Raw genomic sequence first — 25,181 nt, forward strand, 5'->3', positions numbered from 1 at the left:
ACGTCCGCGGGCCGTAGCATATGAGGCTCGGAAATCAAGCGCGCGAGTCGGTTTCCTCGCCGCGAATCACTTGTTCTCGGGATAGCCGGCCAAGGCGGCGCGCGTCAGCTGCCAGTGCACCTCGGCGATCTCCGAGGCCTTGAAGGCAAGCACGATCTGCCGGCTGCGGCGCGGCCCGCCGAGCCCGGCGAAATAGATCGATTCCTCGATCTCCGGCGCCACTGCGGCACAAGTGAACACCCAGGTGTCGCCCTGAGCGGCCGCCAGGGTCAGGCGGTCCTGCTCGTCGTGCAGCAGACCGATGTCGGGATGGATGTGGAAGCGCACGGTGACGAAGTCGCGGCCATTGTTGCGGATCGCGGCACCTCCCGGGCGCAGGAAGCGGTCGCGGCCGGTCAGCACATTGCCGTTCTCCATCAGCTTGAGCTCCCGCTCGTGCAGCAAGCCGAAGCGCGCGGCATAGCCGTCGTGGCGCGCGACAAAGCCGTGCACCCCCTTCTGGTCGATGCGCTTGCAGGGCACGTGCTGCGGGCCGCCGATCAGCGGCGAGCCGAGCAGGTCGCTGACCCGCAAGGAGTGACTGAAGCGCGCCGAGGAGGAGTCGTTGACGGTGGCGGTCGAATGCGCGGCGGTGGCGCGGGCGAGCGGCCGGAATTCGGCGGCGCCATAGGTGTCGATGCCTGCGTTGACGATGAAATGCTGGCGCCCGGAGGAAAGCTCGAAGGCGAGGCAGCCGGCATGCGCGGCGTTGGAGACGTCGACGGGCGGCGGCAGGCCGGTGTCGGCGATCACCGTGACGCCGCCCATCGACAGCCGCTCATAGCCGGAATGCGGCGCGTGCAGCAGCGGCGCGCCGACCGTGTCGTCATGACGCAGGATGGTGGCGATGCGATCGTGGATGGTGGCGCCCATGCCGTTGAAGCGGGCAAGGCTGCCGTCCTGGTGGCGGAAGAAGCGCAGCGCCGGCAGCATGCGGTCGATGGCGTTGATCAGCGCCGGCGGCGGCGCCTCGGCCTGGTTGGCATAGGTCTGGCGCAGCGGCAGAAGGTCGGCCAGCAATTCCAGCACCGTCATCGGGTTGCGCGAGATGTGGCCGCCGTCCGGCAGGATCTGGCGGTCGAGCTCCCCGGCGAGATTGCGCGTGGCGGTGCGCAGCGCTGAGGCTGCCGCGGGCAGCGACAGGGTGGCGAAGGCCAGCGCGATGCGAGCGCGCAGCCTGTCCTTGCCGTCCGGCATCTCGCGCGCCATCGATCTGAGATAACGGATCTGCATGGCGAGCGATTTGAGGAAGGCGCGGTAGAACGGGAATTCGGCGCCTTGCAGCACGACCGAGGAATGCTGCAGCCAGGCAATCACCCGCTTGGCCGTCGTGCCAGGCTCCCAAGCGACGCCCGATATCTGGTTGCCGTGCATGACGATCCAGTCCGAGACCAGGGCGCGAGCATTGGCGGCGGCGAGCTCGGTGCCGGCGGCGCGCATGTGGCGCAGCCAGCGGAAGCCGTGCAACGACTTTTGCCAGCCGCGGTTGGGCACGTTGATCTGAAAGGGCGATTTGCCGCCGGTCTCGACCATGTGGCCGGACAGCGGATAGCGGCCATAGTAGATTTCAAGCGCAATCTGCGGGTCGGCGAGCCTCAGATCCGGCGGCGCGATGAGGACGCGCTCGGGCGTGCGGCCGGAATAACGCCAGCGATAGATAGGACCGGCACGAAGGCGCCGGCGCGTTTTGCGCCAGAACTCCCTCGCGACAAGCGTCCAAAGACGCGTCGTGCTGCCGGCAGCAAGTGCCAAAACCCCTCCTGATAGTCCTCAGCCCCAAAGCACAAGCTTATATGATTCAAGAACTTATGCGAAGGCGGATTTCGCCGAAGTGAACCCCTTCACGCGGCCATGGCCGGGTGGTCCCTAAAAAAGGCGGCAATATTTATGCAATAACGTCCTAAACCGGCCTTCTCATCCGGGCGGCAAAGAAGCCGTCGAGGCCCGAAACCCCCGGTGAATTCAGCACCAAGTCGGCGGGGGTAGTGCGCAGCGTGCCACCGGGCGTGAGGAAGGGATCGATGCCGGCGAACTCACCCGCTTGGATCGGGTCGGCGATCACGCCGGGAGGGCCGGCAAGCAAAGCGCGATAAAGCTCCTCGCCCTCGATCGGGTCGAGCGAGCAATTGGAAAAAACAATCCGTCCGCCCGGTTTGACAAGAGTGATGGCGTGGGCGAGCAGCTTGCGCTGGAGCGCGGCGAGCTTCTCGACATCGGCCATGGATTTTGTCCACGGCACGTCGGGATGCCGGCGCACGGTGCCGGTCGAGGAGCAGGGGGCGTCGAGCAGCACGGCGTCGAACGGCTCCGCCGGCCGGTAGTCGAGCAGGTCGGTCTGCGCCAGTTCGGCCGACAGGCCGAGGCGCTTCAGGTTCTCACCCAGCCTGGTCAGCCGGTTCTTTGAACTGTCGACAGCGGTGACGTTCGCGCCGGCGAGGATGAGCTGCGCCGTCTTGCCGCCGGGCGCGGCGCAAAGGTCGGCGATGCGTTGTCCCTCGACGTCGCCGAACAGGTGCGTGGGCAGGGCTGCCGCCGCATCCTGCACCCACCAGGCGCCCTCGGCGAAGCCGGGCAGATCGGTGACGCCGGCCTGCAGCTTCTCGACGCGCACCGTGCCGGTCGGCAGCACGATGCCGCCCAGCTTCTCCGCCCAGAGCGAAGGATCGGTTTTAACCGTGAAATCGATCGGCGCCTCATGGCGATGGGCGGCAAGAATGGCCTGCGCCTTGTCGGCGCCATAGGCCGCGGCCAGTCGGTCTGCGAACCACTGGGGTGCCTCGCTGGTCGCGGCTAGCGTCGGCGCCAGCTCGGCGTCCTTGGCACGCGCCAGCGAGCGCAGCACGCCGTTGACGAGACCGGAAAAACGCAGCGTGCGTGGGTCGGACTTGGCGTGGGTGACGGCGAGGTCGACGGCGGCGCTGTCGGGGATGTCGAGAAACAGGATTTGCGCCGCGGCCACGTGCAGGATGTGCGAGAGCGCGGTGGCGTTGGCGGGCAACGGCCTTTCCAGACGCCTTGCCAGCAGTCCGGCAATGGTCATGCGGTGGCGCAGTGACGTGACCAGGATGGCGCGCACCAATGCGCGGTCGCGTTGGTCGAGCGCCTTGTATTGCGGGTGGCCGTGCTCGTTGTCGGTCAGACCGTCGAGCGGGGTATGGGCATCGATGACGGCGGCAAGCAGGCGGGCGGCCGCCTTGCGCGCGGCAAGGCCGGCGATCGCCTCGCCCGCGCTTGCGTCACGTCTGCCTTGGGCGTGTGGTCGGCGCTTCGCTCCGCTCACGACCACGGACCTTTGGGTCCTGCGCCGCGGGGGCCGGTCGGGTTGCGACCCCAGGGATTGGGCTTCGGCCGCTCCGGCTCGGCCGGCTTGCTCCATGGCCCTGCCTGCGGCTCGTCCGGTTGGCCTGGCGGCGGGGCTTCGCGCCGCGCGGCTTGGGCGGCACCGCCCATGTCGCGCGCCATCTGATGCAGGGCGGCGATGCGGTTCTCGGTGCTCGGGTGGGTCGAGAACAGACTGTCCATGCGCTCGCCGTGCAACGGATTGATGATGAACAGATGCGCCATCGCCGGATTGCGCTCGGCATCCGGATTGGGAATGCGCTCGGCGCCGCGCGCGATCTTGTCGAGCGCCGAGGCGAGCCACAACGGGTTTCCGCAAATTTCGGCGCCGCGCCGGTCGGCCTCGTATTCGCGAGTGCGGCTCACCGCCATTTGGACGATCATGGCGGCAAAGGGCGCGACGAGCATGGCGACGAGCACGCCGACGAGGCCGAGCGGATTGTTGTTTTCGCGGCTGCCGCCGAAGAAGAAGGCGAAATTGCCGAGCATGGAGATCGCGCCGGCGAGCGTGGCGACAATCGTCATGGTAAGCGTGTCGCGATGCTGCACATGGGCAAGCTCATGCGCCATCACCGCCGCGACCTCTTCGTGGCTGAGCCGCTCCAGCAGGCCGGTCGACGCGGCCACCGCGGCGTTTTCGGGATTGCGGCCGGTGGCGAAGGCGTTCGGCTGCGGACTGTCGATCAGGTAAGTCTTCGGCATCGGCAGGCCGGCCTGCTTGGCCAGCGCCTCAACGATCGCATGATATTCGGGGGCGTTCTTCTCGTCGACCTCGATGGCGCGGTTCATCGACAGCACCATCTTGTCGGCATTCCAGTAGCTGAACAGGTTCATGCCGGCGGCGAACAACAAGGCGATCACCATGCCGCCGGTGCCGCCGATCAGAAAGCCGACGCCCATGAACAGCGCGGTCATCGCGGCAAGAAGCATGGCGGTGCGAAGCGTATTCATCGTCTCTTCCGTCTGGCCTAGTGGTGAACAGGGGTCGATCCTGCCATTGTCATGGCTATATGATGGGAAAGGCCGGTCCCCGTTTCAATCGGCAGGAAGCACCGCATGACCGAACAACCCAACAAATCCGAAACCGTAGAAGGCGCCAAGCCGCAAAGGACGCTGGCGCCTGAGGCGCAGCGCGCATTGGCGGAAGCCGAAGCCAGGCGAAAGGCATACCGCGAGGCGGAAGCCCGCCTGCCGAAAGAACTCGGCGGCCGCGGCGGCAAGGAACCCGGGCGCTACGGCGACTGGGAGGTGAAGGGTCTCGCCACTGATTTTTAAAGAGACTCAGAGCGCGTCGCGCTGAAACGGATTGGGGCCACGCGCCTTAAACTCTTGTTTTTGTGCATGTCGTTTTCGCAAAACCGCCGCACAGTTTTGTCGCGACATGCATCAGGCCGCGTCGCGCTGCGGCTCGATGATCATCCAGCCATTGTCGTCCGTGGCGATGCCGAGCGCATCGTAGGCGGCGATGCTGGCGTGCTGCGTCACGACCGGATGGACATGCGTGGCGCTAATCACCATCACCGAGGCGCCGGAGGCTTCGCCCGCGGCGATGCCCGCCGGGGCATCCTCGAAGACGAGGCAATCGCCCGCCTCGACGCCGAGACGCTTTGCCGCCAAAAGAAAACAGTCGGGCGCCGGCTTGCCGCGGGTGACGTCCTCGGCCGAGACCATGACGGCGGGCACCGGAATGCCGGCCGCCGCCATACGCAGCAGCGCGAGTTCCCGCGGCGCCGAGGTGACGATCGCCCAGCGCTCCGGCGGCAGCGACTTGAGAAACGCCACGGCACCCGGAATCGGAACGATGCCCTCGAGGTCGGCCGCCTCTGCCTTGAGCAGCGCATCGGCTTCCACCACGGGATCGACGCCGGGAAGCTTCAGCGCGGCGATGGTCTCGATCGCGCGCTTGCCGTGAATCGTCGGCAGGAAGCTCGCGATGTCGAGGCCCTGGCGGCGAGCCCACTTGGTCCACACGCGTTCCGCCGCGGCGATCGAATTGAGGACCGTGCCGTCCATGTCGAAAAGGAAGGCGGCGAACTTTCTGCCTGGCAACATCGGAAATCCTGGGGAATCGTTTTCGGGGAGGGCGAAACGCGCCGCTATCCTACCCTCCGAAGCGGAGCCTGCAAAGGCGCATGCCGGCATTTCGACTCGCCGCCGGAACAACGCTCCTCATTGCGGCGTTCTCCAACCAGTCTTGCAAGACCACCAACAAGGGGAAGTGATGCTGATCCGGCTCGGCTACGAAATCGCCATCGAATGCGATGCCGCGACGCCGATCATCTCGCTTCTCGACATCCACCCGGATCGCCATGCCGAGATCAAGCGGCAGACGCGCTTTCTCACCTCGCCTTCTGTGCCGACCACCACCTATCGCGACAGCCATGGCAATATCTGCCGCCGCTTCACGGCGCCGGCCGGCGGTTTTAGCATCCTCTTTGATGGGGTGGTCGAGGACAGCGGCGAGGCCGACGAGGTCAACACGCTGGCGCGCGAAACGCCGGTGGCGGAGCTGCCGGACGAGGCGCTCGTCTACCTGCTCGGCAGCCGTTACTGCGAAACCGACCACCTCAGCAACCTCGCCTGGGAACTTTTCGGCCACCTGCCGCCCGGCTGGGCGCGCGCGCAGGCGATCGTCGACTATGTCCATAGCCGGCTTTCGTTCGGCTACGGCTATGCCCGCGCCACCCGCACGGCGGCGCAGGCGCATGAGGAGCGCGTCGGCGTTTGCCGCGACTTCGCGCATCTCGCGATCGCGCTCTGCCGCGCGATGAACATTCCAGCGCGCTATGTGAACGGCTATCTCGGCGATATCGGCGTGCCGGCCGATCCGGCGCCGATGGACTTCTCGGCCTGGATGGAAGTCTTCCTCGACGGCAAATGGTACGCGTTCGATCCGCGCCACAATCGTCCAAGGATCGGCCGCGTCGTGATCGCGCGCGGCCGCGACGCCACCGACGTGCCGCTGCTGCACAGCTTCGGCCCGCATCGGCTTACCCTGTTCAAGGTGTGGACCTATGAGCAGGAAGGTAACCTGTTCAAGCCGCCGCATCACGGCATCGACAAGACCGCGAGCGCCCAGATGCTCGCGTAAGGAAGGCGGCTGTTTCACTGCGGCGCCAGCACCTATGCTGACCCGCTTCGGCACAGGGTGCGCTGTGCCGAAGCGGGAAGGGCCGCAATCGCTCCGCCACTCGTGGTAAGCGCTTTATGAACGGCATTTCCCTATTGCGTTTCCATTTACCCGCCATTCACCTTCCTGTCTGCCGCAATCGAGCAAAAACAATGAGTTAGCCTATCGTTACACGCCTTCGAAGGGACGGTGGCCGTGGCTGGCCGAAATCCTGCAGCGCTTCCGTTGAGCGGCATCGAAGCCGCAACAAGCGGGGGTGAGAATGCGACAGTTGAAAGGTCTCGTTCGCGGGGTGGACGGCTTTGCCCGGGATCGCGGAGGCAATTTCGCGGTTCTGTTCGGCGCTGCCGCATCGGTACTGGCGCTGGGGGTGGGATTCGCGGTCAACATCTCGCAGGTCTACAATGCGAGATCGAGTCTGCAGAGCGTCGTCGATGCGGCTGTGACCTCGACGGCACGCGATCTCACCCTCGGCGTCATCAAGGAAGCCGATGCCAACGCATCCGTACAGGCATTTCTCGACGCCAACAGCACGGCCGGCATCCTGCAGGCCAACCAGATCGTGCTCGACAAGCTCACGATCGACAGGACAGCGAAGACCGTGCAGGTGAATGCGCATGCCGATGTCGGCCTCTATTTTCCGCTGTTCAGCGTTGGCGGTATGCAGCGCGTCGGCGCCTCGACCACCGCGCTCTATTCGGACAAGAAGATCGAGGTGGCGATGATGCTCGACATCACCGGCTCGATGGCGGCCAACAAGCGCGCCAAGACCAATAAGATCGGCGACCTGCAGGCGGCTGCGTCGCAGACGGTCAAGGATCTCCTGGGACAGAATCGGGATCCCAGCGAGCCTCGGGTCCGGGTGGCGATTGTCCCCTATGCCGAGGCCGTCAACACTGGCGGCCTCGGCGACACCGTCTTCGTCGAGAGGTCGGCCGGACCGAAGGTGCCGCCGCCGATCGATGCGCCGCTTTCCGTTTCCGTGACGACCGCGCCTGACAAATGCGCCACCGAGCGCAAGGACAAGGACGGCTATGCCGACTATTCGTCCGACGGCCCGTATACGCTGCGGCAGGACAACAATGGCAGGACCTATCAGGCCAAGGTCAACCGCGACTACCGCATGAAAGTGTGTCCATCCGCGGCTCTGGTTCCGCTGACGGCCGATCAGAACAAGCTGCTCACGGCCATCGATCATTTCCAAGCTGCGGGCGTGACGGCAGGTGGCATTGCCGCGCAATGGGGCTATTACATGCTTTCGCCGTCCTGGCGTTCGGCCATCACCGATGCCCGCCTGGGCGCCGGTCCGGCGAATTTCGATCCCAAGAAAGTGGCCAAGATCGCCATCCTGATGACGGATGGCCAGTTCAACACCGCCTTTGCCCGCGGGCGCGGCACGTCCGCGGCCCAGGACGAGGGCCAGAGGTCGCGCGCCAATGCCGAAGCCGTTTGCGAGAATATGAAGCACGACGGCATCGAGGTCTTCACCATCGGCTTCGATCTCAACGATCCGTCGATGACGACGACCGAGAGGGATCAAGCGAGATCCGTATTGAAGGATTGTGCGACCGACGAGACGTCGTCGCTGAAGCATTTTTACGAGGCCGCCACGGGCGCCGAACTATCAGATGCCTTCGATCAGATCACCCGCAACATCGAGAAGCTCACCATCAATCGCTGACCGCACAGGGCAGACCGCAGAACGGAAAAGGCCGCCGCTTCTTGGCGAAGCAGGCGGCCTTCCGTGTTTCCGTTCATGACGCGGCTCCTGGCGGCGACCCCTTCGGGCCACCTGCCGCGCGTCTCGCGCCTTAACGGGAAGACTGCTTCCCGGAAGTGCAATCCGCTGAGCTCACGTTATGGAAAACGAAATCACTCGACATCGGATCACCTCCTTTCGGTTTGTTGAACACAGCCAAATGATGGGGTGCGTCGCGGCAAAAGACAAGATGACGAGACGGAATGGCCCTGCCCCGGGCGGGAAAATCCTCCTCCGGCGATGTTTTTGCGCAACAGATCGGGATTGCGGCTGAGGGAGCAATGCCTCCGCCAATGTCGCCACCTTCAGAGCCTAGCCGCGCCACGTCACGCCTGTTCTTCTGCTTCTCCTTCCAGTTTCCGGCGAAGCGCCTTCACGACAGAGTGTGTGGTCTCCAATTCACCGACCTCGATCCCCTCCGAGAGCCCGTTCACCCAGGGCGCCTGCAGGCGCATGGCGGCGTCGAACGCCTCTTTCCCCGCGTCCGTCAGCACCACGAGCTGCGCCCGCCGGTGGTGCGGATTGGGCTTGAACGCGAGAAGTCCCTCTTCTGCCAGATCGTTGGCGATGCGCTGGACGTTCTGGCGGTTGGCTCCCATGTCGCGCGCCAGCCACGCGACCGGCTGCGGCCGGTCCGCCGCGACGATGGTGCCGAGCACCTGCCAGCGGGCGCTCGTCAGGCCCAGCTCCGCGACGAGCCTGTCGCCCGAGGTGATGACGAGGTTATTGAGCCTGAACAGATCGAGAAAGAGACCGGTCAACGCGGTGGCGGCCTTGGTTCGCTTGATTCCATGCATATCTGTCACCATACAATGATATTGACATCATGATGTCAAATAGGTATATTGGCTCTATCGCACCAAATTGACATCATGAAACCATATCGAACGGAGTTTGTCATGCCGCAAATGCGCCCATTCGACCCTGCCTTCCCGATCGAACGCCAGATCGCCGTCGACGCTTCCCCCGTCGTGCTCGTCAACGTCTTCACGCTCGACAAGGCCGACGAGCAGACCTTCCTCAATGCCTGGGAGGCTGACGCGCATTTCATGAAGCGGCAGCCGGGTTTCATCTCGACCCAGCTTCACCGGGCCCTGGGCGACAGCCCGACCTACCTCAACTACGCCGTCTGGGAATCGACGGCTGATTTCAAGGCAGCGTTCATGCATCCGGAGTTCAGGGCGAAGCTCTCGGCCTATCCGTCCTCAGCCGCGGCTTCCCCGCACCTGTTTCAGAAGGTTGCGGTGTCCGGCATCTGCGTTGCGTAGCTTTGCCGAAAGCGAGCAGGGATGTCTTGCGCCAAGGAACTTCAGTTGGGCGCCGATCCGGCGGTCAACTATCTCTCTCGTCTCCCCGGCCTTTGAATTTCGTTGAGCTCCCGACATAATCCGGATGTCGGCGCCGTAAGAGGTTGCGCCGCATTGGGAGGTGGGAATGGACGCCGCCGACAGAGCCGCGCGGATCGTGCGAACAGTCGTCGACACGCTGAAGCCGGGTTTTGCGGTCAGGCTGTGGACCGGCGAGCGGATCGGGCCCGCCGGCGGTCCGGTGCTTGCCATAAACGATCAGGACATCGTCTGGCAACTGGTGCGGCGTCCTGCCTTCTCGACGCTTGTCGAGATGTGGATTTCCAAGACCGTCGACATCGAAGACGGCACGCTGTTCGACTTCTACGCCGTGCCCTCGCAGGGCAAGCTCAAGACGAAGCTCAGGTCATTGCCCAAGCTGGAGATCCTGCGCGACCTGCCGGCGGTGCTGTTTTCGCGAAAACAGATGACGGCGCGCAGCGACCTCTCCGGCCGCAACCCCTATGCCGGCGGGTCGAACAAGGAAGCGATCCAGCATCACTACGACATTTCGAATGCCTTCTACAGGCTCTTCCTTGACGAGCGCATGGTCTATAGCTGCGGCTATTTCAAGGATTTCGCCAACGGCATCGACCAGGCGCAAGTCGACAAGCTCGACCATATCTGCCGCAAGCTCAGGCTGAAGCCCGGCGAAAGGCTGCTTGATATCGGCTGCGGCTGGGGCGCGATGCTGATCCATGCGGCGAAGCATTACGGCGTCGTCGGCCATGGCGTCTCGCTGTCGCGGGCCCAGACGGAACTTGCGCGCGAGCGCATCCGCGCCGAGGGTCTCGAGGACCGCATCACCATCGAAATCAAATCCTACGCCGAGCTTTCCGGCACGTTCGACAAGATATCGTCGATCGGCATGTTCGAGCATCTGGGCATCGCCAATCACGACGCTTACTTTTCGGCCGTCCATCGTCTGCTCAAGCCCGGCGGCATCTATCTGCACCACGCCATCACCAGGCGCAGCAAGGGCGACATGCGCAGGACGTTGCGCAAGGGCCCCGAATACAAGGCGCTGATCAAATACATCTTCCCCGGCGGCGAGCTCGACACGATCGGCATGACGCTCGGCAATCTCGAGGCGCGTGGCTTCCTCGTCCATGATGTCGAGAACCTTCGCGAGCATTATCAGCGCACCTGCCGGCTGTGGGCCGAGCGTCTCCATGCGCGCTTCGAAGAGGCGATCGCCGAGGTCGGCGAGGCGAAAGCGCGGCTTTGGCTGCTCTATCTCACCGGCTGCTCGATCACCTTCGAACGCGCCTCGGCGCAGATTTTCCAGACCGTCGCCACCAGGCGCGCGCGGGGACCAAGCGGCCTGCCGCCGACGCGTGAGGATTTGTACCGGTAGGGACGAAGGCAGGTCAGACGAACCGCACCTCTGCGCCGATCTCGACGCGCGCCGGCCGGTCGACGGTGCAATAGACGCCGAGATTATGGGCGTTGTAGCGGACCAGGTTGCGCAGGATGCCGGGGTCGTTGTCGAAGCCGTCCTGGGCGATGATGGTGAAGCCGCAGCGGCGGCACGGCTCGGAGATCGAGAGCAGCAGATCGCCGACCGCGAGCTTGCGGCCGAGCCATTCCGTCTCCGGAAAGGAGCCTTCGACCGGCTCCATGTCGACGACGATGTTGGGGCGGAAGCGGCGCGGGTCGGGCACGCCTTGCGGATGCAGCGCCTTCAGACGCGCCAGCGAGGCGGTGGTGAGCAGATGGATCGGCGTCCTGCTGTAGCGCTCGACCGTCAGCGGGCCGGCATAGCCCGGCGCGTGCTCGCGGAAGTAAGGCCGGATCGAGGCGTCGAAGCCAAGAAATCCGGAAAGAACCCGGTCGCTTTCCGGGTCGGGCGCCGGCAGCCAGTCGCCGCCGGGCACGGCCACTTCGAGCCGGCGGTCTTCGGTCAGCCGGGTGCGGATCAGCGGCACCTTGTGCCATTTCGGTCCGCGGTCCGGCCTGGCGATCTCGCCGTCGGAGGCATCGACCAGCCCGAACAGCCGGTCGCCGTCGACAGTCGACGTGCCGACGGAGATGGCGTCCAGCCGCTCGCCGGCGAGCGAGCTCGCCGGATAGCGCCAGAGCTGGCTGACGGTGCCGAGTGCGGCCTGGGCGTTCATCAGGCCCTTTTGTTCTGCCGGTTGGCAACGAGATCGTCGACCACGGCCGGATCGGCGAGCGTCGAGGTGTCGCCGAGCGCGCCGTAATCGTCCTCGGCGATCTTGCGCAGGATGCGCCGCATGATCTTGCCTGAACGCGTCTTGGGCAGGCCGGGCGCGAACTGGATCTTGTCGGGCGTTGCGATGGCGCCGATCTCCTTGCGCACGTGGGCGACAAGCTCCTTGCGCAGATCCTCGCTCGACGCCGTGCCGGCCATCAGCGTGACGTAGCAATAGATTCCCTGACCCTTGATGTCGTGCGGATAGCCGACGACGGCGGCTTCCGAGACCTTGTCATGGCTGACCAGCGCCGATTCAACTTCCGCCGTGCCCATGCGGTGGCCGGAAACGTTGATGACGTCGTCGACGCGGCCGGTGATCCAGTAATAGCCGTCGGCGTCGCGGCGGCAGCCGTCGCCGGTGAAGTATTTGCCCTTGTAGGTCGAGAAATAGGTCTGCACGAAACGGTCGTGATCGCCATAAACGGTGCGCATCTGGCCGGGCCAGGAATCGGTGATGCAGAGATTGCCGTCGGCCGCGCCTGCTAGCACCTTGCCGTCGCCGTCGACCAGCTGCGGCTTGACGCCGAAGAAGGGCCGTGTCGCCGAGCCGGCCTTGAGGTCGGTGGCGCCCGGCAGCGGCGTGATCAGGATGCCGCCGGTCTCGGTCTGCCACCATGTGTCGACGATCGGCACCTTGGCGTTGCCTACGACGTTGAAATACCACTCCCAGGCTTCCGGATTGATCGGCTCGCCGACCGTGCCCAGCACGCGCAGCGACTTGCGCGAGGTCTTCTTCACATGAGAATCGCCGGCGCCCATCAGCGCGCGCAGCGCCGTCGGCGCGGTGTAGAAGATGTTGACCTGGTGCTTGTCGACAACTTCCCAGAAGCGCGACTGCGACGGGTAGTTCGGCACGCCTTCGAACATCAGCGTCGTGGCGCCGTTGGCCAAAGGGCCATAGACGATGTAGCTGTGGCCGGTGACCCAGCCGACATCGGCGGTGCACCAATAGATGTCGCCGTCATGGTAATCGAAGACATATTGGTGCGTCATCGAGACATAGACGAGATAGCCCGCGGTGGTGTGCAGCACGCCCTTCGGCTTGCCGGTCGAGCCCGAGGTGTAGAGGATGAACAGCGGGTCCTCCGCCTTCATCTTCTCGGGCTTGCAGTCGGCCTTAACGGTCGCGGCCTCCTCATGGTACCAGACGTCGCGACCCGGCACCCAGCCGGTCTTGCCGCCGGTGCGGCGCACCACCACCACTTTTTCCACCTTGGTGCCGGCCTTGGCCGCGATGTCGATCGCCTTGTCGGTGTTGTCCTTCAGCGGGATCGGCTTGCCGCCGCGCAGGCCCTCGTCGGCGGTGATGACGATGGTCGACTTGCAGTCGTCGATGCGGCCGGCCAACGCATCGGGCGAGAAGCCGCCGAAGACGACCGAATGGATGGCGCCGATACGGGTGCAGGCAAGCATCGCGTAAGCCGTTTCCGGGATCATCGGCATGTAGATGGTGACGCGGTCGCCCTTCTTGACGCCGTGCTTCTTCAGCACATTGGCGAAGCGGCAGACATGCGCATAGAGCTCGTTATAGGTGATCTTCCTGTCATCGTAAGGGTTGTCGCCTTCCCAGATGATGGCGGTCTGATCGCCGCGCTTCTTCAGATGCCGGTCGATGCAGTTGTAGGAAACGTTGGTCTGACCGTCCTCGAACCATTTGATCGAGACCTTGCCGTCGAAGGAGGTGTTCTTGACCTTGGTGAAGGGCTTGAACCAGTCGATCCGCTTGCCGTGCTTGCCCCAGAACTTGTCCGGGTTCTTGACGCTGTCGCCGTACCATTTGAGGTACGTGTCGTTGTCGATCAGCGCGTTTTTCTTCCACGCCGGCTGGACGCGGTGGACATGGACATCGGACATTTTTTAGCTTTCCTCCGGAACCGTCCCGCCGGCTTGATGTGCCGGCGGCATCACGGCGAAGCAGCCGCGAATTCGCGGCATTATTAACAGTTCCGCCCTGACGGCAATATTAGACGTTGGATTCGCGCGGCCGGATGACGCAGGGGCAAGTGCAAACGCCTGTCAGCACTCTCGCCATACGGCTGCTAAGCGACTGTTTCTCCGATGGAAAACTTGGTTCTGATGTGCGAAAATCAATAGACGGTTAAGCAACGAGGCTCAGAGTTTCGCGTTGGGAGGAAAGGAGAATCAACTGAGGACGGCAATGCGCCATCATCTCGAAATGAACCTGATGCTCAGCGGCTATGGGCTGACCACGGCCAAGATCCTTTATCACTTCCCAGACCATCCACATCTGCTGCAAAGCTATATCTGGCAGGATTACGACATCGCGCCGGAGTTTCCGGTGCTGATCCGCTTCATCGAATTCTGGAAGACCAAGCTCGACGGCCCGCTGCATTCAGTGACCTACACGCACCAGAAGCTGATCGCGCCGAACGAGTGGCGGAAAGTGGACGGGGAGTTTTTGGTTCACTGAGCGCGCAGAGGTTCTCTGGGCGTCGAATGCTTGGGGGAACGCCATCACTTCCTCATCAACGGGCGGAGCAAGGAGCGAAGCGACGCGGCGCAGACCCGAGGATGACGAAGCTCGGAGGGGCACGCTCGCCCTGATAAAGATGGTCGTCACATAGTCACACGGCCGGCGGGTTGAGCCGGGCGAAACCCTCCTGCCGCCGATAGGGGAAGTAGGGATATGGCGCCGTCACCTCGCTTGATTCATCGAGCGCCTTGATCTGCTCAGGCGTCAGCGCCCAGCCAACGGCGCCGAGGTTTTGGCGCAGTTGCTCCTCGTTGCGCGCGCCGATGATCACCGACGACACTGTAGGGCGTTGCAGCAGCCAGTTGATGGCGACCTGCGGCACTGTCTTGCCGGTTTCGGCGGCGACGCGTTCGAGCGCATCGACCACCGATAAAGATGCTCGTCCTCGACAGGCGGGCCGAAGCTTGCGGTGTCGTGCAACCGGCTCTTTTCCGGCAGCGGCTGGCCGCGGCGGATCTTGCCGGTCAGCCGGCCCCAGCCGAGCGGGCTCCAGACCAGCGCGCCGACGCCCTGGTCAAGGCCGACCGGCATCAGTTCCCATTCATAGTCGCGACCGACGAGCGAATAGTAGACCTGATGGGCGACATAGCGCGGATAGCCATGCTTATCGGCTAGGCCGAGCGACTTCATCACCTGCCAGCCGGAGAAGTTGGAGACGCCGACATAGCGCAGCTTGCCCGCGCGCACGAGGTCGTCCAGCGTCGACAGCACCTCCTCGACCGGCGTTGCGGCGTCGTAGGCGTGAAGCTGCAGGAGGTCGATATAGTCGGTGCCGAGGCGCTTCAGCGCCGCGTCCACGGACCGGATCAGCCGCGAACGGGACGAGCCCGAGTCGGCCGGCCCGTCGCCCATCGGCAGCGACGTCTTGGTCGAGATCAACACCGCATCGCGGCGTCCTTTGAGTGCTTCGCCCAGCACCTCCTCCGAGGCACCGTTCGAATAGACGTCGGCCGTATCGAACAGATTGACGCCCGCCTCCAGGCAGATGTCGACAAGCCGGCGTGCTTCTTTCGCATCGCTGTTGCCCCAAGCCCCGAACAGCGGCCCGGAGCCACCGAAGGTTCCAGCGCCGAATGAAAGCGCGGGCACTTTGAGGCCGGAGGCGCCGAGATGTCGATATTCCATGATCTTTGCTCCTTGTAATGTCGAGGGCTGATTTGGGCTGGTCAGCACCGGGGCGGTGACCGGCACGCCGATAGCGCCGCTACGCTCCAGGCCTAGCGTCAGAAACACCGCGGCGAGTCCCGCAATCGGCACAAGGATAAAGAGCAAGAGGCATGGCGGTGGTCCGTTCTGGTCAGCAGGGACGCCAGTGTCCCGCCCCGGCCCCGAACATCGTGTTCCGCCAAGCTGTGAACCAGCCTTGCATCGGGCATATTTTCTGTGAAATAGATTCACGAATGGCTAGGCCCGAAATCAATCGCTCCGGCGAGATCGAAGTGTTCGTCCGCGTGGTCGAGGCGGGCAGCTTCTCGGCTGCGGCGCGCGTGTTGCGGATAACGCCATCAGCGGTAAGCAAGCTGATCGCGCGCCTGGAGGCGCGGCTCGGCGCCCGGCTCGTCAGCCGCTCGACGCGCCGGCTGCAATTGACGCCGGAAGGGGCGGCCTTCCACGACAGCGGCATGCGCATCCTCGCCGACCTCGATGCCGCCGAGCGCGAAGCTGCGGCGGGTGCGGCGCCGCGCGGCAGGCTGCGGGTCAACGCCTATGTGCCTTTCGGCCAGCACCGGCTGATGCCGCTGCTGCCGCGCTTCCTCGAACGCTATCCGGAGGTTTCGGTCGAGGCAGTGCTGACCGACAGCGTCATCGATCTCATGGAAGAACGCGCCGATGTCGCCATCCGCGCCGGGCCGCTGCGCGAGTCACGGCTGGTGGCGCGCAAACTTGGCCAGAGCCGGATGGTGGTGATTGCCGCGCCCGCCTATCTGGAAGCGTACGGCACACCGCGCGAACCCGCCGATCTCGACCGTCACAATCTGCTCGCCTTCGGCTTCGCTCGGCATATCGACGGCCTGCCATTCGTGGACGCGAAGGGCGCGCCGGTCATGGTCCCGATCAGCGGCAACGCCGCGGTCAGCGACGGCGAGGCGATGCGGCTGACCGCGCTCGCCGGGGCAGGCATCGCGCGCTTGGCGCGCTGGCATGTCGCGCCCGATATTGCCGCCGGGCGCCTTATCCCGCTGCTGGAGGAGTTCAATCCGGGCGATGAGGAGCGGACACACGCGGTCTATGTCGGCCAGGGCAAGCATTTGCCGGCCAGGGTGCGCGCCTTTCTCGACTTTCTCGCGGAAACCGTTCGTCTCTGAAACGGGACAAGCCGCGCGTCTTAGGACACGCGGCTCCCGAAAGGCCGGCTTGTCTCGAAGACGGACTATGCCTTTGGCACGAAGGGCGCGGGCCGGCGTCCGGCGCCTTGCCGTTCGAGCATCCAGCCGGGATATTCGGAAGGCAGCGCGCTGACCTCGTCGAGCTTGGCGAGATCATCGGCGTCGAGCTTCAGCCCGGTGGCGGCGAGGTTCTGCTCGAGCTGGTCCATGCGGCTGGCGCCGATGATGACGCTCATCACGAAGGGCTTGGCCAGCACATAGCCCAGCGCCACCGTGGCGACACTGACATCGTGCTTCCTGGCGATCTCGCGCATGACGGCGACCGCCGCCCAGGCGCGGTCCTCGTTGACCGGCGGGAAATTGAAATTGGCGCGACGGCCTTCGCCATTGCCCGGCGCGCCGGGCCCGTATTTGCCGGAGAGCAGCCCGCCGGCCATCGGCGACCAGACCATCAGGCCGAGCTTCTCTTCGTTGAGCAACGGCACGATCTCGCGCTCGAGATCGCGCCCGGCGATGGAGTAGTAGGACTGCACCGTCTCGAAGCGGGCATAGTCCTTGCGCTCGGCGATGCCCAGCGCCTTGGCGATGCGCCAGGCCTGCCAGTTGGAAACGCCGACATAGCGGACCTTGCCGCTGGCGACGAGATCGTCGAGTGCCCGCAGCGTCTCGTCAATCGGCGTGACCGTATCGGTGCCGTGCAACTGATAGAGATCGATGTGATCGGTCTGCAGCCGCTCGAGGTTGCCGTCGATCGAATCCATGATGTGGCCGCGCGAGGAGCCGCGCTGGTTCGGACCTTCGCCCATGACGCCATGCACCTTGGTGGCGATGATGACGTCCGAACGTTTGATGGCGAGGTCCTTGAAGGATTGGCCGAGCAGCCGCTCCGATTGGCCGAATGAATAGACGTCGGCAGTGTCGAAGAAATTGACGCCGGCGGCGATCGAGCGGCCGACGATGTCGTTCACGCTCTTCTGGTCGAGGCTGGCGATCAGGCCCCATTGAGCGTTCTCGCCGGCGGCGCCGAAGGTCATGGTGCCGAGGCAGAGTTCCGAAACGAAAAGGCCAGTGTTGCCAAGCTGGTTGTAGCGCATGGTGGTATTTCCCCGAGAGAAGGATTGGACGACGACAGGGAAATAGGAACGCACCGTTTCGTTTCAAGCGCCGGCGTAGGCGTTATCGTTCGATTGGCGGGTCGGTAACAACATCGTTACGGGGGGTGTCGAGGCGCTTAGCGGCTGCCGAAGATCGCCGAGCCGACCCTGACGCTGGTCGCGCCGAAGGCGATCGCGGTCTCGTAATCGCCTGACATGCCCATCGAGAGCATTGCGACGCCGGCCTCGCGGGCGATCTTGTCCAAAAGCGCGAAATGCGGGCCGGGATTCTCGTCCGCCGGCGGAATGCACATCAGGCCCTCAACGGCGAGGCCGTGCACCTCGCGGCAACGCTTTACGAAGGCGACGGCCTCGCGCGGCTCGATGCCGGCCTTCTGCGGCTCGGAGCCGGTGTTGACCTGGACATAGAGTTTTGGCCATCGGCCTTGTCTGGCGGTCTCCTTGGCAAGTTCGGCGGCGATCTTTTCGCGATCGACGGTCTCGATGACATCGAAAAGCGCCACCGCTTCCTTCGTCTTGTTGGATTGCAGCGGCCCGATCAGGTGCAGCTCGATGTCGGGAAACGCCTCTTTCAGCGCGGGCCATTTACCTTGAGCTTCCTGCACGCGGTTCTCGCCGAAAACGCGCTGGCCCGCCTCGATGACCGGGCGGATATCTTCGGCCGCGAAGGTCTTCGAGACCGCGACCAGCATGACGGCGCCGGGCTCACGCTTTGCCTCGCGTTCGGCGCTTGCGATCTTCGCCTTGACCGCGCGAAGCTGTTCGACGGCGCTCGTCATGCCCATATCCTGCCTATAGTTTTAGCACCAACGCCGGATCGCCACAGTTGACGGGTCTGGCAATCCATGGTGAACACCGCGACGACATAGTCTCGGCCGCCGGCCTAGGCGTGTTTGATATTCAGGTGATGCCGGCCTGCAAATGCCGGTTTCCTGCGCTTCCGGTGCTCACGTACTTCAAGTACGCTCCGCTCCGGTTCTCGGAACCCGCCATTTTCGGCTAGGCCTGACCTGAATATCAACACGCCTTAGTCCAGCGCCCGCGCATCCGCTTTTAAGTGAAAAACATCCGATGGCAACCGAACGATACAATCCGCGCACGTCAGAGCCCAAATGGCAGAAGGCCTGGGCCGAAAAGAAGCTGTTCGAGGCCAGGAACGAGGACCCGAAGCCGAAATACTACGTGCTCGAGATGTTTCCCTATCCGTCGGGGAAGATCCATATCGGCCACACCCGCAACTATACGATGGGCGACGTCGTGGCGCGCTACAAGCGGGCCAAGGGCTTCAACGTGCTGCACCCGATGGGCTGGGACGCCTTCGGCATGCCGGCCGAGAACGCGGCGATGCAGAACAAGGTCCACCCCAAGGACTGGACCTACGAAAACATAGCCGTCATGCGCGAGCAGCTCAAGATGATGGGCCTGTCGCTCGACTGGGCGCGCGAATTCGCGACTTGCGACGTCGATTACTACCACCGCCAGCAGATGCTGTTCCTCGACTTCGTCGAGAAGGGGCTGGTGACGCGCAAATCCTCCAAGGTCAACTGGGACCCGGCAGACATGACGGTGCTCGCCAACGAGCAAGTCATCGACGGCCGCGGCTGGCGCTCGGGCGCGCTGGTCGAGCAGCGCGAGTTGACGCAGTGGTTCTTCAAGATCACCGATTTCGCGCAGGACCTCTTGGAGTCGCTCAACCTGCTGGACGAGTGGCCGGAAAAGGTCAAGCTGATGCAGCATAACTGGATCGGCCGCTCGGAAGGGCTGCTGATCCGCTGGCCGCTGGCGGCCCCGCTCGGCGACATGCACGAGCTGGAAGTCTACACGACCAGGCCGGACACCATCTTCGGCGCTTCTTTCATGGCGGTCGCGGCGGACCATCCGCTTGCGAGGAAAGCCGCCGAGAGCAATCCGGCGCTGGCCAAGTTCATCGACGAGGTCCGCCATATGGGGACTTCGGTGGCGGCGCTGGAGACGGCCGAGAAGAAGGGCTTCGATACCGGCATCCGCGTCGTCCATCCGTTCGACGACAGCTGGACGCTGCCCGTCTATGTCGCCAATTTCGTGCTGATGGAATATGGCACGGGCGCCATCTTCGGCTGCCCGTCGGGCGATCAGCGCGACCTCGAGTTCGCCAACAAATACGGCCTGCCGGTAGTCCCGGTTGTGATGCCGGAAGGTGCGGACGCAAGAAGCTTCCAGATCACCGAGGAGGCCTATGTCGACGACGGCGTGATGATCAATTCGCGCTTCCTCGACGGCATGAAGCCGCAGCGCGCGTTCGACGAGGTGGCGGAGCTGCTCGAACAGAAGACGATCGGCGGCCGGCCGATGGCCGAGCGCAAGGTGAACTTCCGCCTGCGCGACTGGGGCATCTCGCGCCAGCGCTACTGGGGCTGCCCGATCCCGATGATCCACTGCGAAGCCTGCGGCGTCGTGCCCGTGCCGAAGCCCGATCTGCCGGTGAAACTGCCTGACGACATCGAGTTCGACCGTCCGGGCAATCCGCTCGACCGGCATCCGACATGGCGCCACGTGAAATGCCCGCAATGCGGGCGCGACGCGCGGCGCGAGACCGACACGATGGACACCTTCGTCGATTCGTCGTGGTATTTCGCGCGCTTCACCGCGCCGTGGGCGAACGAGCCGACCGAGCCGAAGGCGGCCGACGAATGGCTGGCCGTGGACCAGTATATCGGCGGCATCGAGCACGCGATCCTGCATCTGCTCTATTCGCGCTTCTTCACGCGCGCCATGCGCGAGACCGGCCACTTGAACCTCGCCGAGCCGTTCAAAGGCCTGTTCACGCAAGGCATGGTGGTGCACGAGACCTACCGTGTCGGCGGTCCGTCGACGAATGGGCGCTGGCTGTCGCCGAGCGAGGTCAGCATCGAGGATGCCGGCGGCAAGCGCCGCGCCATCGAGACCGCGACCGGCGAGGAAGCGACGATCGGCGCGCTCGAGAAGATGTCGAAATCGAAGAAGAACACGGTGAGTCCGGAAGAGATCACCGACGGCTACGGTGCCGATACCGCACGCTGGTTCATGCTGTCGGACTCACCGCCCGAGCGCGACGTCGAATGGACCGACGAAGGTGCCGCCGGCGCGCATCGCTTCGTGCAGCGCGTCTGGCGCCTGGTGCAGATCGCGGCCGAGCAGCTTTGCGACGTGAAGCCGTCCGCGGCGAGCGAAGGCGAGGCGGGTGTCGTCTCCAAGGCCGCGCACAAGATCCTGAAGGCGATCGGCGAGGACATCGAGAAGCTCGGCTTCAACCGGGCCATCGCCCGCATCTACGAGCTTGCCAATGCGCTGACCGTGCCGCTCAACGACGTCGCCGAAGGCAAGGCTGATACGGCGCTGGAGGGCGCCTGCCGCGAGGCCGTCGAGATCCTGGTGCATGTGATTGCGCCGGTGATGCCGCATCTGGCCGAGGAATGCTGGGAGGCGCTAGGCGGCACCGAGATGGTCGCCGAACGACCGTGGCCTGCCTACGATCCGGCCTTGGTCGTCGACAACGAGATCATGCTGCCGGTGCAGGTCAACGGCAAGAAGCGCGGGGATTTGACAATTGCCCGCGACGCGGATCAAGGTGCCGTCGAAAAAGCGGTGCTGGCTCTCGACTTCGTGCAGAAAGCGCTCGATGGTAAAGCCCCGCGCAAGGTGATCATCGTCCCGCAGAGGATCGTCAATGTCGTTGCCTGATCCGGAAAAGTCACAGGCGGCGCGTTTGCTGCGCCGCGCTGCTCTCAGCGGCCTGGTCGCCTCGCTGGCCCTGGTCTCCGCCTGCACCGTGCGGCCGCTCTATTCCAGCGCGCCGCTCACCGCCGGCTCGCAGGTCGGAGCCGCCGCCGAGCTGGCCTCGATCTCGATCAAGCCGGTCGGCACCCGCCCTGCACAGCAGGTGCGCAACAACCTGATCTTCGCTTTCGGCCAAGGCTCGGGCGAGCCGGCGTCGCCTGCCTATACGCTCGACCTCGGCGTCACCGAGCTTGTGGAGTCGGCGGCCATCGTTCAGGTGCAGACCGAAGAGGACGAGCCGACGGCGGGCACCGTGACCCTCACGGCCAATTATGTGCTCAGAGACGCCGCAACCGGCACGGTGGTCGCGCTCGGCAAGCGCTCTATCCCGTCCTCCTTCGACCGGCCGCGCCAGGAGTTCGCAGCCTACCGGGCGCAGATCGACGCCGAGAACCGTGCCGCTCGCGAGCTCGCCGACCTGCTCAGGCTGGCGATCGCCCAGGACCTGGCCAAGAATGGCAAGAAGGCCTAGTTCACCGCCGGGGATTGGCTAAAGCCTGCCAACCTCGTCATCCCTGGGCGGAGCAGCCGCGAAGCGGCGTCGCGGAGACCCTGGGATGACGATCGCGATCGCCGTTCCGGCCAATCGCCAAGGCATGCGATCTGCCAAGGCAGGCACTCTGCCAAGAAAAAAGGCCGAGGTGACCCGGCCTTTTTGTTGTCTGATCTCCGGCCTCAGCCAATCTTCTGGCCGGTCTTGGCCCAGTCGGCGAGGAAGGCGGCGAGGCCCTTGTCGGTGAGCGGATGGTTGACCAGCGCCTTCAACGTCGCCGGCGGCGCGGTCACGATATCGGCGCCGATCAAAGCCGCCTGCTTGACGTGGTTCACCGTACGCACCGAGGCCGTCAGAATCTCGGTCTTGAAATCGTAATTGTCGTAGATGGTGCGGATTTCCGAGATCAGCTCCATGCCGTCCGAGCCGGTGTCGTCGATGCGGCCGACGAAAGGCGAGATGAAGGAGGCGCCGGCCTTGGCGGCAAGCAGCGCCTGGTTGGCCGAGAAGCAGAGAGTGACGTTGACCATGCGGTTCATCTCGGTGCGGATCGTCTTGCAGGCCTTCAGCCCATCCAGCGTCAACGGCACCTTGATGGCGACATTCGGCGCGATCTTGGCCAGCACCTCGGCCTCGGCCATCATCTCCTTGTACTCGGTCGCCACAACCTCGGCCGAGACCGGGCCTTCGACAATGTCGCAGATCTGCCTGGTGACCTCGGAGATCTTGCCGCCCGATTTCAGGATCAGTGACGGGTTGGTGGTGACGCCATCGAGCAGCCCCAGATCGTGCAGCTCCTTAATTTCCTTGATGTCAGCGGTATCGACAAAAAACTTCATGGCTGTCTCCTTGGGGAATGCCTGACGCCGGCCAGGCAGATGCGAGGGTCCCCTTTGATCTAGAGCAAAGTCGGGGCAAGGTCACGCCCGATGATCGAAGATTCGCCCTTTGTCGCGGCCGCGCCGGTGCTGGTGCCGATGCCGGCCGAACGGCCCTACACCTATGCCGTGCCGCCAGGCATGCGCGTGGTCCCGGGCTCGATCGTGCGCGTGCCGCTGGGGCCGCGCCAGGTCGCCGGCATCGTCTGGGACGTCGTCGTCGAATCCGTCGATCCGAAAAAGCTGCGGCCGATCGAGGAGGTCTTCGACTGCCCGCCGATCGACAAGGCCATGCGCCGTTTCGTCGACTGGATCGCCCAATACACGCTGTCGGCCCCCGGCATGGTGGCGCGCATGTTGTTGAGGGCGCCGGAAGCCTTCGACCCGGAGCCGTGGATCGAAGGCCTGCAGCGCACGCTTGCCGAGCCCGACCGGTTGACCGATGCGCGGCGCCGCGTGCTGGCGACGGCCGAAGGCGGCCTTGCCTGGACGCGTTCCGGTCTCGCCCATGCAGCGGGCGTCTCCTCGACCGTCATCGACGGTTTGCGGGCGCAAGGCGTGTTCGAGACGGTGATGATCCCGCCAAGACCGGTGGTCGCGGCGCCCGATCCCGGCCACGCCGTGCCCGAATTGATGCCGGACCAGAAGGCGGCAGCCGAAAAGCTCCGCGCCGCTGTCGCGGCGACCGCCTTCAATGTCACCCTGCTCGACGGCGTCACCGGATCGGGCAAGACGGAAGTCTATTTCGAAGCGGTGGCGGCGGCGCTCGACAAGGGCAAGCAGGTGCTGATCCTGCTACCGGAGATCGCGCTGACGCACGCCTTCCTCGAACGCTTCCAAGACCGGTTCGGAGCCAAACCGGCGGAGTGGCATTCGGACCTGCCGCCCAGGATGCGCGAACGCGTCTGGCGACAGGTGGCGGAGGGTGGCGTGCGCGTCGTCGCCGGGGCGCGTTCGGCGCTGTTCCTGCCGTTCAAGGAGCTAGGGCTGATCGTCGTCGACGAGGAGCATGACCCGGCCTATAAGCAGGAAGACCGCGTCTTCTATAACGCGCGCGACATGGCGGTGGTGCGCGGCCATATCGGCGCTTTCCCGGTCGTGCTCGCCTCGGCGACGCCGTCGGTCGAGAGCCGGGTCAACGCCAGCCAGGGCCGCTACACCAGAGCGGTGCTGTCGTCGCGTTTTGCCGAGGCAGCGCTCCCCGACCTGAAATCGATCGACATGCGGCGCTCGCCGCCGGCGCGCGGCGGTTTCCTGTCGCCTGTCCTTCTGGAGCAAATGCAGCGCACGCTGGAGAGACAAGAGCAGTCGCTGCTCTTCCTCAACCGGCGCGGTTATGCGCCGCTGACGCTCTGCCGCGTCTGCGGCCATCGCTTCGGCTGCCCGGTCTGCTCGGCGTGGCTGGTCGAGCACCGCTTTCGCGGCCAGCTCGTCTGCCATCATTGCGGGCACAATGAGCGGCGGCCGGAGGCCTGCCCGGAATGCGGCACGCTCGATCATCTGGTCGCCTGCGGGCCGGGCGTCGAGCGCATCGCCGAGGAAGTGGTGGCACATTTCCCGGAAGCCCGCACGATCGTATTGTCGTCCGATCTCTTGGGCGGTGTGCGCCGGCTGCGGCTCGAGCTTGAGGCCGTCGCCAATGGCGAGGCCGACATCGTCATCGGCACGCAGCTCGTCGCCAAGGGTCACAACTTCCCCGGCATGACGCTGGTCGGCGTGGTCGATGCCGATCTCGGTCTCGCCAATGGCGATCCGCGCGCTGCCGAGCGCACTTTCCAGCTGCTCAGCCAGGTGACCGGGCGCGCCGGCCGCACCGGCAAGAAGAGCCTCGGCCTCCTACAGACCTATCAGCCGGACCATCCGGTGATGCGGGCGATCGTCTCCGGCGATTCGGAAGCCTTTTACGCGCGCGAAATCGCCGAGCGCGAGCGGGCCGCACTGCCACCGTTCGGCCGGCTCGCCGGCATCATCGTCAGTGCCGCGACACGCGCCGAGGCCGAAACCCATGCGCGGGGCTTGCGGCGCGCGGCACCTACAGCCTCCGATCTCTTCGTGCTCGGACCGGCCGAGGCGCCGCTGTCGCTGATCGGCGGCCGCCACCGCTTTCGGCTGCTGGTGCAAGGCGAGCGGCGCGCCGACATGCAGGGCTTTATTCGGGCTATGCTGGCGGATGGGCCGAAGCTGCGGGGCTCGGTGCGCGTGCAGGTCGACATCGACCCGCAGAGTTTCTTGTGAGACCCTTCAAGGC

At 64.7% G+C, this 25,181-nt stretch carries 20 protein-coding genes and 1 pseudogene; 10 read left to right on the forward strand and 11 right to left on the reverse strand.

Annotated features, from left to right (window positions below):
- Positions 1 to 66: 66 nt before the first annotated feature.
- The 3 genes from CK220_RS01510 to htpX all read right to left on the reverse strand — a co-directional run bounded on the left by CK220_RS01510 (position 67) and on the right by htpX (position 4,329).
- Positions 67 to 1,791: a heparinase II/III family protein gene (locus tag CK220_RS01510; protein WP_095809863.1), complete on the reverse strand. Its 1,725-nt coding sequence runs from the start codon at positions 1,789 to 1,791 to the stop codon at positions 67 to 69.
- Positions 1,792 to 1,939: 148 nt separating this feature from the next.
- On the reverse strand, positions 1,940 to 3,325 hold the full coding sequence (locus tag CK220_RS01515) for an RsmB/NOP family class I SAM-dependent RNA methyltransferase (RefSeq protein WP_245428908.1): 1,386 nt from the start codon (positions 3,323 to 3,325) through the stop codon (positions 1,940 to 1,942).
- Positions 3,316 to 4,329, reverse strand: a complete 1,014-nt coding sequence (gene htpX, locus CK220_RS01520) for a zinc metalloprotease HtpX (protein WP_095809865.1) — start codon at positions 4,327 to 4,329, stop codon at positions 3,316 to 3,318. The genes CK220_RS01515 and htpX overlap by 10 nt, the downstream gene beginning before the upstream one ends.
- A 105-nt stretch (positions 4,330 to 4,434) precedes the next feature.
- Between htpX and CK220_RS01525 the strand changes: the two genes are divergently transcribed.
- Entirely contained in the window at positions 4,435 to 4,653 is a 219-nt protein-coding gene (locus tag CK220_RS01525) for a DUF1674 domain-containing protein (RefSeq protein ID WP_095809866.1), read from the forward strand.
- Between the two features lie 111 nt (positions 4,654 to 4,764).
- Here the strand turns inward: CK220_RS01525 and CK220_RS01530 are convergent, their stop codons facing one another.
- Positions 4,765 to 5,430 carry an HAD-IA family hydrolase gene (locus CK220_RS01530; RefSeq protein WP_095809867.1) on the reverse strand — a complete coding sequence of 222 codons (666 nt, stop codon included), beginning with the start codon at positions 5,428 to 5,430 and terminating at the stop codon, positions 4,765 to 4,767.
- A gap of 169 nt (positions 5,431 to 5,599) precedes the next feature.
- Between CK220_RS01530 and CK220_RS01535 the strand changes: the two genes are divergently transcribed.
- Positions 5,600 to 6,469 (forward strand): transglutaminase family protein, encoded by an 870-nt coding sequence (locus CK220_RS01535; protein ID WP_095809868.1) that lies wholly within the window; start codon positions 5,600 to 5,602, stop codon positions 6,467 to 6,469.
- A 301-nt stretch (positions 6,470 to 6,770) separates the two neighbouring features.
- Complete coding sequence (locus tag CK220_RS01540; protein WP_095809869.1) at positions 6,771 to 8,189, forward strand: pilus assembly protein; 1,419 nt, start codon at positions 6,771 to 6,773, stop codon at positions 8,187 to 8,189.
- 404 nt (positions 8,190 to 8,593) lie between these two features.
- Here CK220_RS01540 and CK220_RS01545 read toward each other — a convergent pair whose 3' ends face one another.
- Positions 8,594 to 9,064: a MarR family winged helix-turn-helix transcriptional regulator gene (locus CK220_RS01545; protein ID WP_095810248.1), complete on the reverse strand. Its 471-nt coding sequence runs from the start codon at positions 9,062 to 9,064 to the stop codon at positions 8,594 to 8,596.
- Between the two features lie 102 nt (positions 9,065 to 9,166).
- Between CK220_RS01545 and CK220_RS01550 the strand changes: the two genes are divergently transcribed.
- Both CK220_RS01550 and CK220_RS01555 read left to right on the forward strand, forming a co-directional pair.
- Positions 9,167 to 9,535 carry an antibiotic biosynthesis monooxygenase family protein gene (locus tag CK220_RS01550; RefSeq protein ID WP_095809870.1) on the forward strand — a complete coding sequence of 123 codons (369 nt, stop codon included), beginning with the start codon at positions 9,167 to 9,169 and terminating at the stop codon, positions 9,533 to 9,535.
- A 166-nt stretch (positions 9,536 to 9,701) separates the two neighbouring features.
- Positions 9,702 to 10,970 carry a cyclopropane-fatty-acyl-phospholipid synthase family protein gene (locus CK220_RS01555; RefSeq protein WP_095809871.1) on the forward strand — a complete coding sequence of 423 codons (1,269 nt, stop codon included), beginning with the start codon at positions 9,702 to 9,704 and terminating at the stop codon, positions 10,968 to 10,970.
- Positions 10,971 to 10,983: 13 nt separating this feature from the next.
- On the opposite strand, the gene CK220_RS01560 is transcribed toward CK220_RS01555, so the two are convergent.
- Entirely contained in the window at positions 10,984 to 11,730 is a 747-nt protein-coding gene (locus CK220_RS01560) for an MOSC domain-containing protein (protein ID WP_095809872.1), read from the reverse strand.
- Positions 11,730 to 13,685: an acetate--CoA ligase gene (gene acs / locus CK220_RS01565; RefSeq protein WP_095809873.1), complete on the reverse strand. Its 1,956-nt coding sequence runs from the start codon at positions 13,683 to 13,685 to the stop codon at positions 11,730 to 11,732. The genes CK220_RS01560 and acs overlap by 1 nt, the downstream gene beginning before the upstream one ends.
- Positions 13,686 to 13,989: 304 nt before the next feature.
- On the opposite strand from acs, the gene CK220_RS01570 reads away from it, so the two are divergent.
- Positions 13,990 to 14,262, forward strand: coding sequence for an aspartate-semialdehyde dehydrogenase (locus CK220_RS01570; protein WP_095809874.1), 273 nt, complete (start codon positions 13,990 to 13,992; stop codon positions 14,260 to 14,262).
- Between the two features lie 154 nt (positions 14,263 to 14,416).
- Here CK220_RS01570 and CK220_RS01575 read toward each other — a convergent pair.
- Positions 14,417 to 15,450, reverse strand: a pseudogene (locus CK220_RS01575) (aldo/keto reductase).
- A gap of 275 nt (positions 15,451 to 15,725) precedes the next feature.
- Here CK220_RS01575 and CK220_RS01580 point away from each other — a divergent pair.
- Positions 15,726 to 16,631 (forward strand): LysR family transcriptional regulator, encoded by a 906-nt coding sequence (locus tag CK220_RS01580; protein ID WP_095809875.1) that lies wholly within the window; start codon positions 15,726 to 15,728, stop codon positions 16,629 to 16,631.
- A gap of 65 nt (positions 16,632 to 16,696) precedes the next feature.
- On the opposite strand, the gene CK220_RS01585 is transcribed toward CK220_RS01580, so the two are convergent.
- Together CK220_RS01585 and CK220_RS01590 are read right to left on the reverse strand one after the other, a co-directional pair.
- Positions 16,697 to 17,746: an aldo/keto reductase gene (locus CK220_RS01585; protein ID WP_095809876.1), complete on the reverse strand. Its 1,050-nt coding sequence runs from the start codon at positions 17,744 to 17,746 to the stop codon at positions 16,697 to 16,699.
- Positions 17,747 to 17,883: 137 nt separating this feature from the next.
- Complete coding sequence (locus CK220_RS01590; protein ID WP_095810249.1) at positions 17,884 to 18,546, reverse strand: YggS family pyridoxal phosphate-dependent enzyme; 663 nt, start codon at positions 18,544 to 18,546, stop codon at positions 17,884 to 17,886.
- Positions 18,547 to 18,838: 292 nt separating this feature from the next.
- On the opposite strand from CK220_RS01590, the gene leuS reads away from it, so the two are divergent.
- Complete coding sequence (leuS, locus tag CK220_RS01595) at positions 18,839 to 21,466, forward strand: leucine--tRNA ligase (protein WP_095809877.1); 2,628 nt, start codon at positions 18,839 to 18,841, stop codon at positions 21,464 to 21,466.
- Positions 21,453 to 22,034 carry an LPS assembly lipoprotein LptE gene (gene lptE / locus CK220_RS01600; protein ID WP_095809878.1) on the forward strand — a complete coding sequence of 194 codons (582 nt, stop codon included), beginning with the start codon at positions 21,453 to 21,455 and terminating at the stop codon, positions 22,032 to 22,034. Before leuS ends, lptE begins: the two co-directional genes overlap by 14 nt.
- A gap of 203 nt (positions 22,035 to 22,237) precedes the next feature.
- On the opposite strand, the gene fsa is transcribed toward lptE, so the two are convergent.
- Entirely contained in the window at positions 22,238 to 22,894 is a 657-nt protein-coding gene (fsa, locus tag CK220_RS01605; protein ID WP_095809879.1) for a fructose-6-phosphate aldolase, read from the reverse strand.
- 90 nt (positions 22,895 to 22,984) lie between these two features.
- Here fsa and CK220_RS01610 point away from each other — a divergent pair, with 90 nt between their 5' ends.
- A complete protein-coding gene (locus CK220_RS01610; protein WP_095809880.1) occupies positions 22,985 to 25,168 on the forward strand; it encodes a primosomal protein N' in 2,184 nt (727 codons plus the stop codon).
- The last annotated feature ends 13 nt before the right edge of the window (positions 25,169 to 25,181 follow it).

The sequence above is a fragment of the Mesorhizobium sp. WSM3860 genome (assembly GCF_002294995.1).
GTDB lineage: Bacteria > Pseudomonadota > Alphaproteobacteria > Rhizobiales > Rhizobiaceae > Mesorhizobium.

Bases quoted from the DNA above. Each gene is read 5' to 3' on its own strand.
- CK220_RS01590 (WP_095810249.1), bottom strand. From the start codon at position 18,546: ATGACGAGCGCCGTCGAACAGCTTCGCGCGGTCAAGGCGAAGATCGCA.
- CK220_RS01530 (WP_095809867.1), bottom strand. From the start codon at position 5,430: ATGTTGCCAGGCAGAAAGTTCGCCGCCTTCCTTTTCGACATGGACGGC.
- fsa (WP_095809879.1), bottom strand. From the start codon at position 22,894: ATGAAGTTTTTTGTCGATACCGCTGACATCAAGGAAATTAAGGAGCTG.
- CK220_RS01535 (WP_095809868.1), top strand. From the start codon at position 5,600: ATGCTGATCCGGCTCGGCTACGAAATCGCCATCGAATGCGATGCCGCG.
- CK220_RS01610 (WP_095809880.1), top strand. From the start codon at position 22,985: ATGATCGAAGATTCGCCCTTTGTCGCGGCCGCGCCGGTGCTGGTGCCG.
- CK220_RS01570 (WP_095809874.1), top strand. From the start codon at position 13,990: ATGCGCCATCATCTCGAAATGAACCTGATGCTCAGCGGCTATGGGCTG.
- CK220_RS01560 (WP_095809872.1), bottom strand. From the start codon at position 11,730: ATGAACGCCCAGGCCGCACTCGGCACCGTCAGCCAGCTCTGGCGCTAT.
- CK220_RS01525 (WP_095809866.1), top strand. From the start codon at position 4,435: ATGACCGAACAACCCAACAAATCCGAAACCGTAGAAGGCGCCAAGCCG.
- CK220_RS01585 (WP_095809876.1), bottom strand. From the start codon at position 17,746: ATGCGCTACAACCAGCTTGGCAACACTGGCCTTTTCGTTTCGGAACTC.
- leuS (WP_095809877.1), top strand. From the start codon at position 18,839: ATGGCAACCGAACGATACAATCCGCGCACGTCAGAGCCCAAATGGCAG.
- CK220_RS01555 (WP_095809871.1), top strand. From the start codon at position 9,702: ATGGACGCCGCCGACAGAGCCGCGCGGATCGTGCGAACAGTCGTCGAC.
- lptE (WP_095809878.1), top strand. From the start codon at position 21,453: ATGTCGTTGCCTGATCCGGAAAAGTCACAGGCGGCGCGTTTGCTGCGC.
- CK220_RS01580 (WP_095809875.1), top strand. From the start codon at position 15,726: ATGGCTAGGCCCGAAATCAATCGCTCCGGCGAGATCGAAGTGTTCGTC.
- acs (WP_095809873.1), bottom strand. From the start codon at position 13,685: ATGTCCGATGTCCATGTCCACCGCGTCCAGCCGGCGTGGAAGAAAAAC.
- CK220_RS01550 (WP_095809870.1), top strand. From the start codon at position 9,167: ATGCCGCAAATGCGCCCATTCGACCCTGCCTTCCCGATCGAACGCCAG.
- CK220_RS01545 (WP_095810248.1), bottom strand. From the start codon at position 9,064: ATGCATGGAATCAAGCGAACCAAGGCCGCCACCGCGTTGACCGGTCTC.
- htpX (WP_095809865.1), bottom strand. From the start codon at position 4,329: ATGAATACGCTTCGCACCGCCATGCTTCTTGCCGCGATGACCGCGCTG.
- CK220_RS01540 (WP_095809869.1), top strand. From the start codon at position 6,771: ATGCGACAGTTGAAAGGTCTCGTTCGCGGGGTGGACGGCTTTGCCCGG.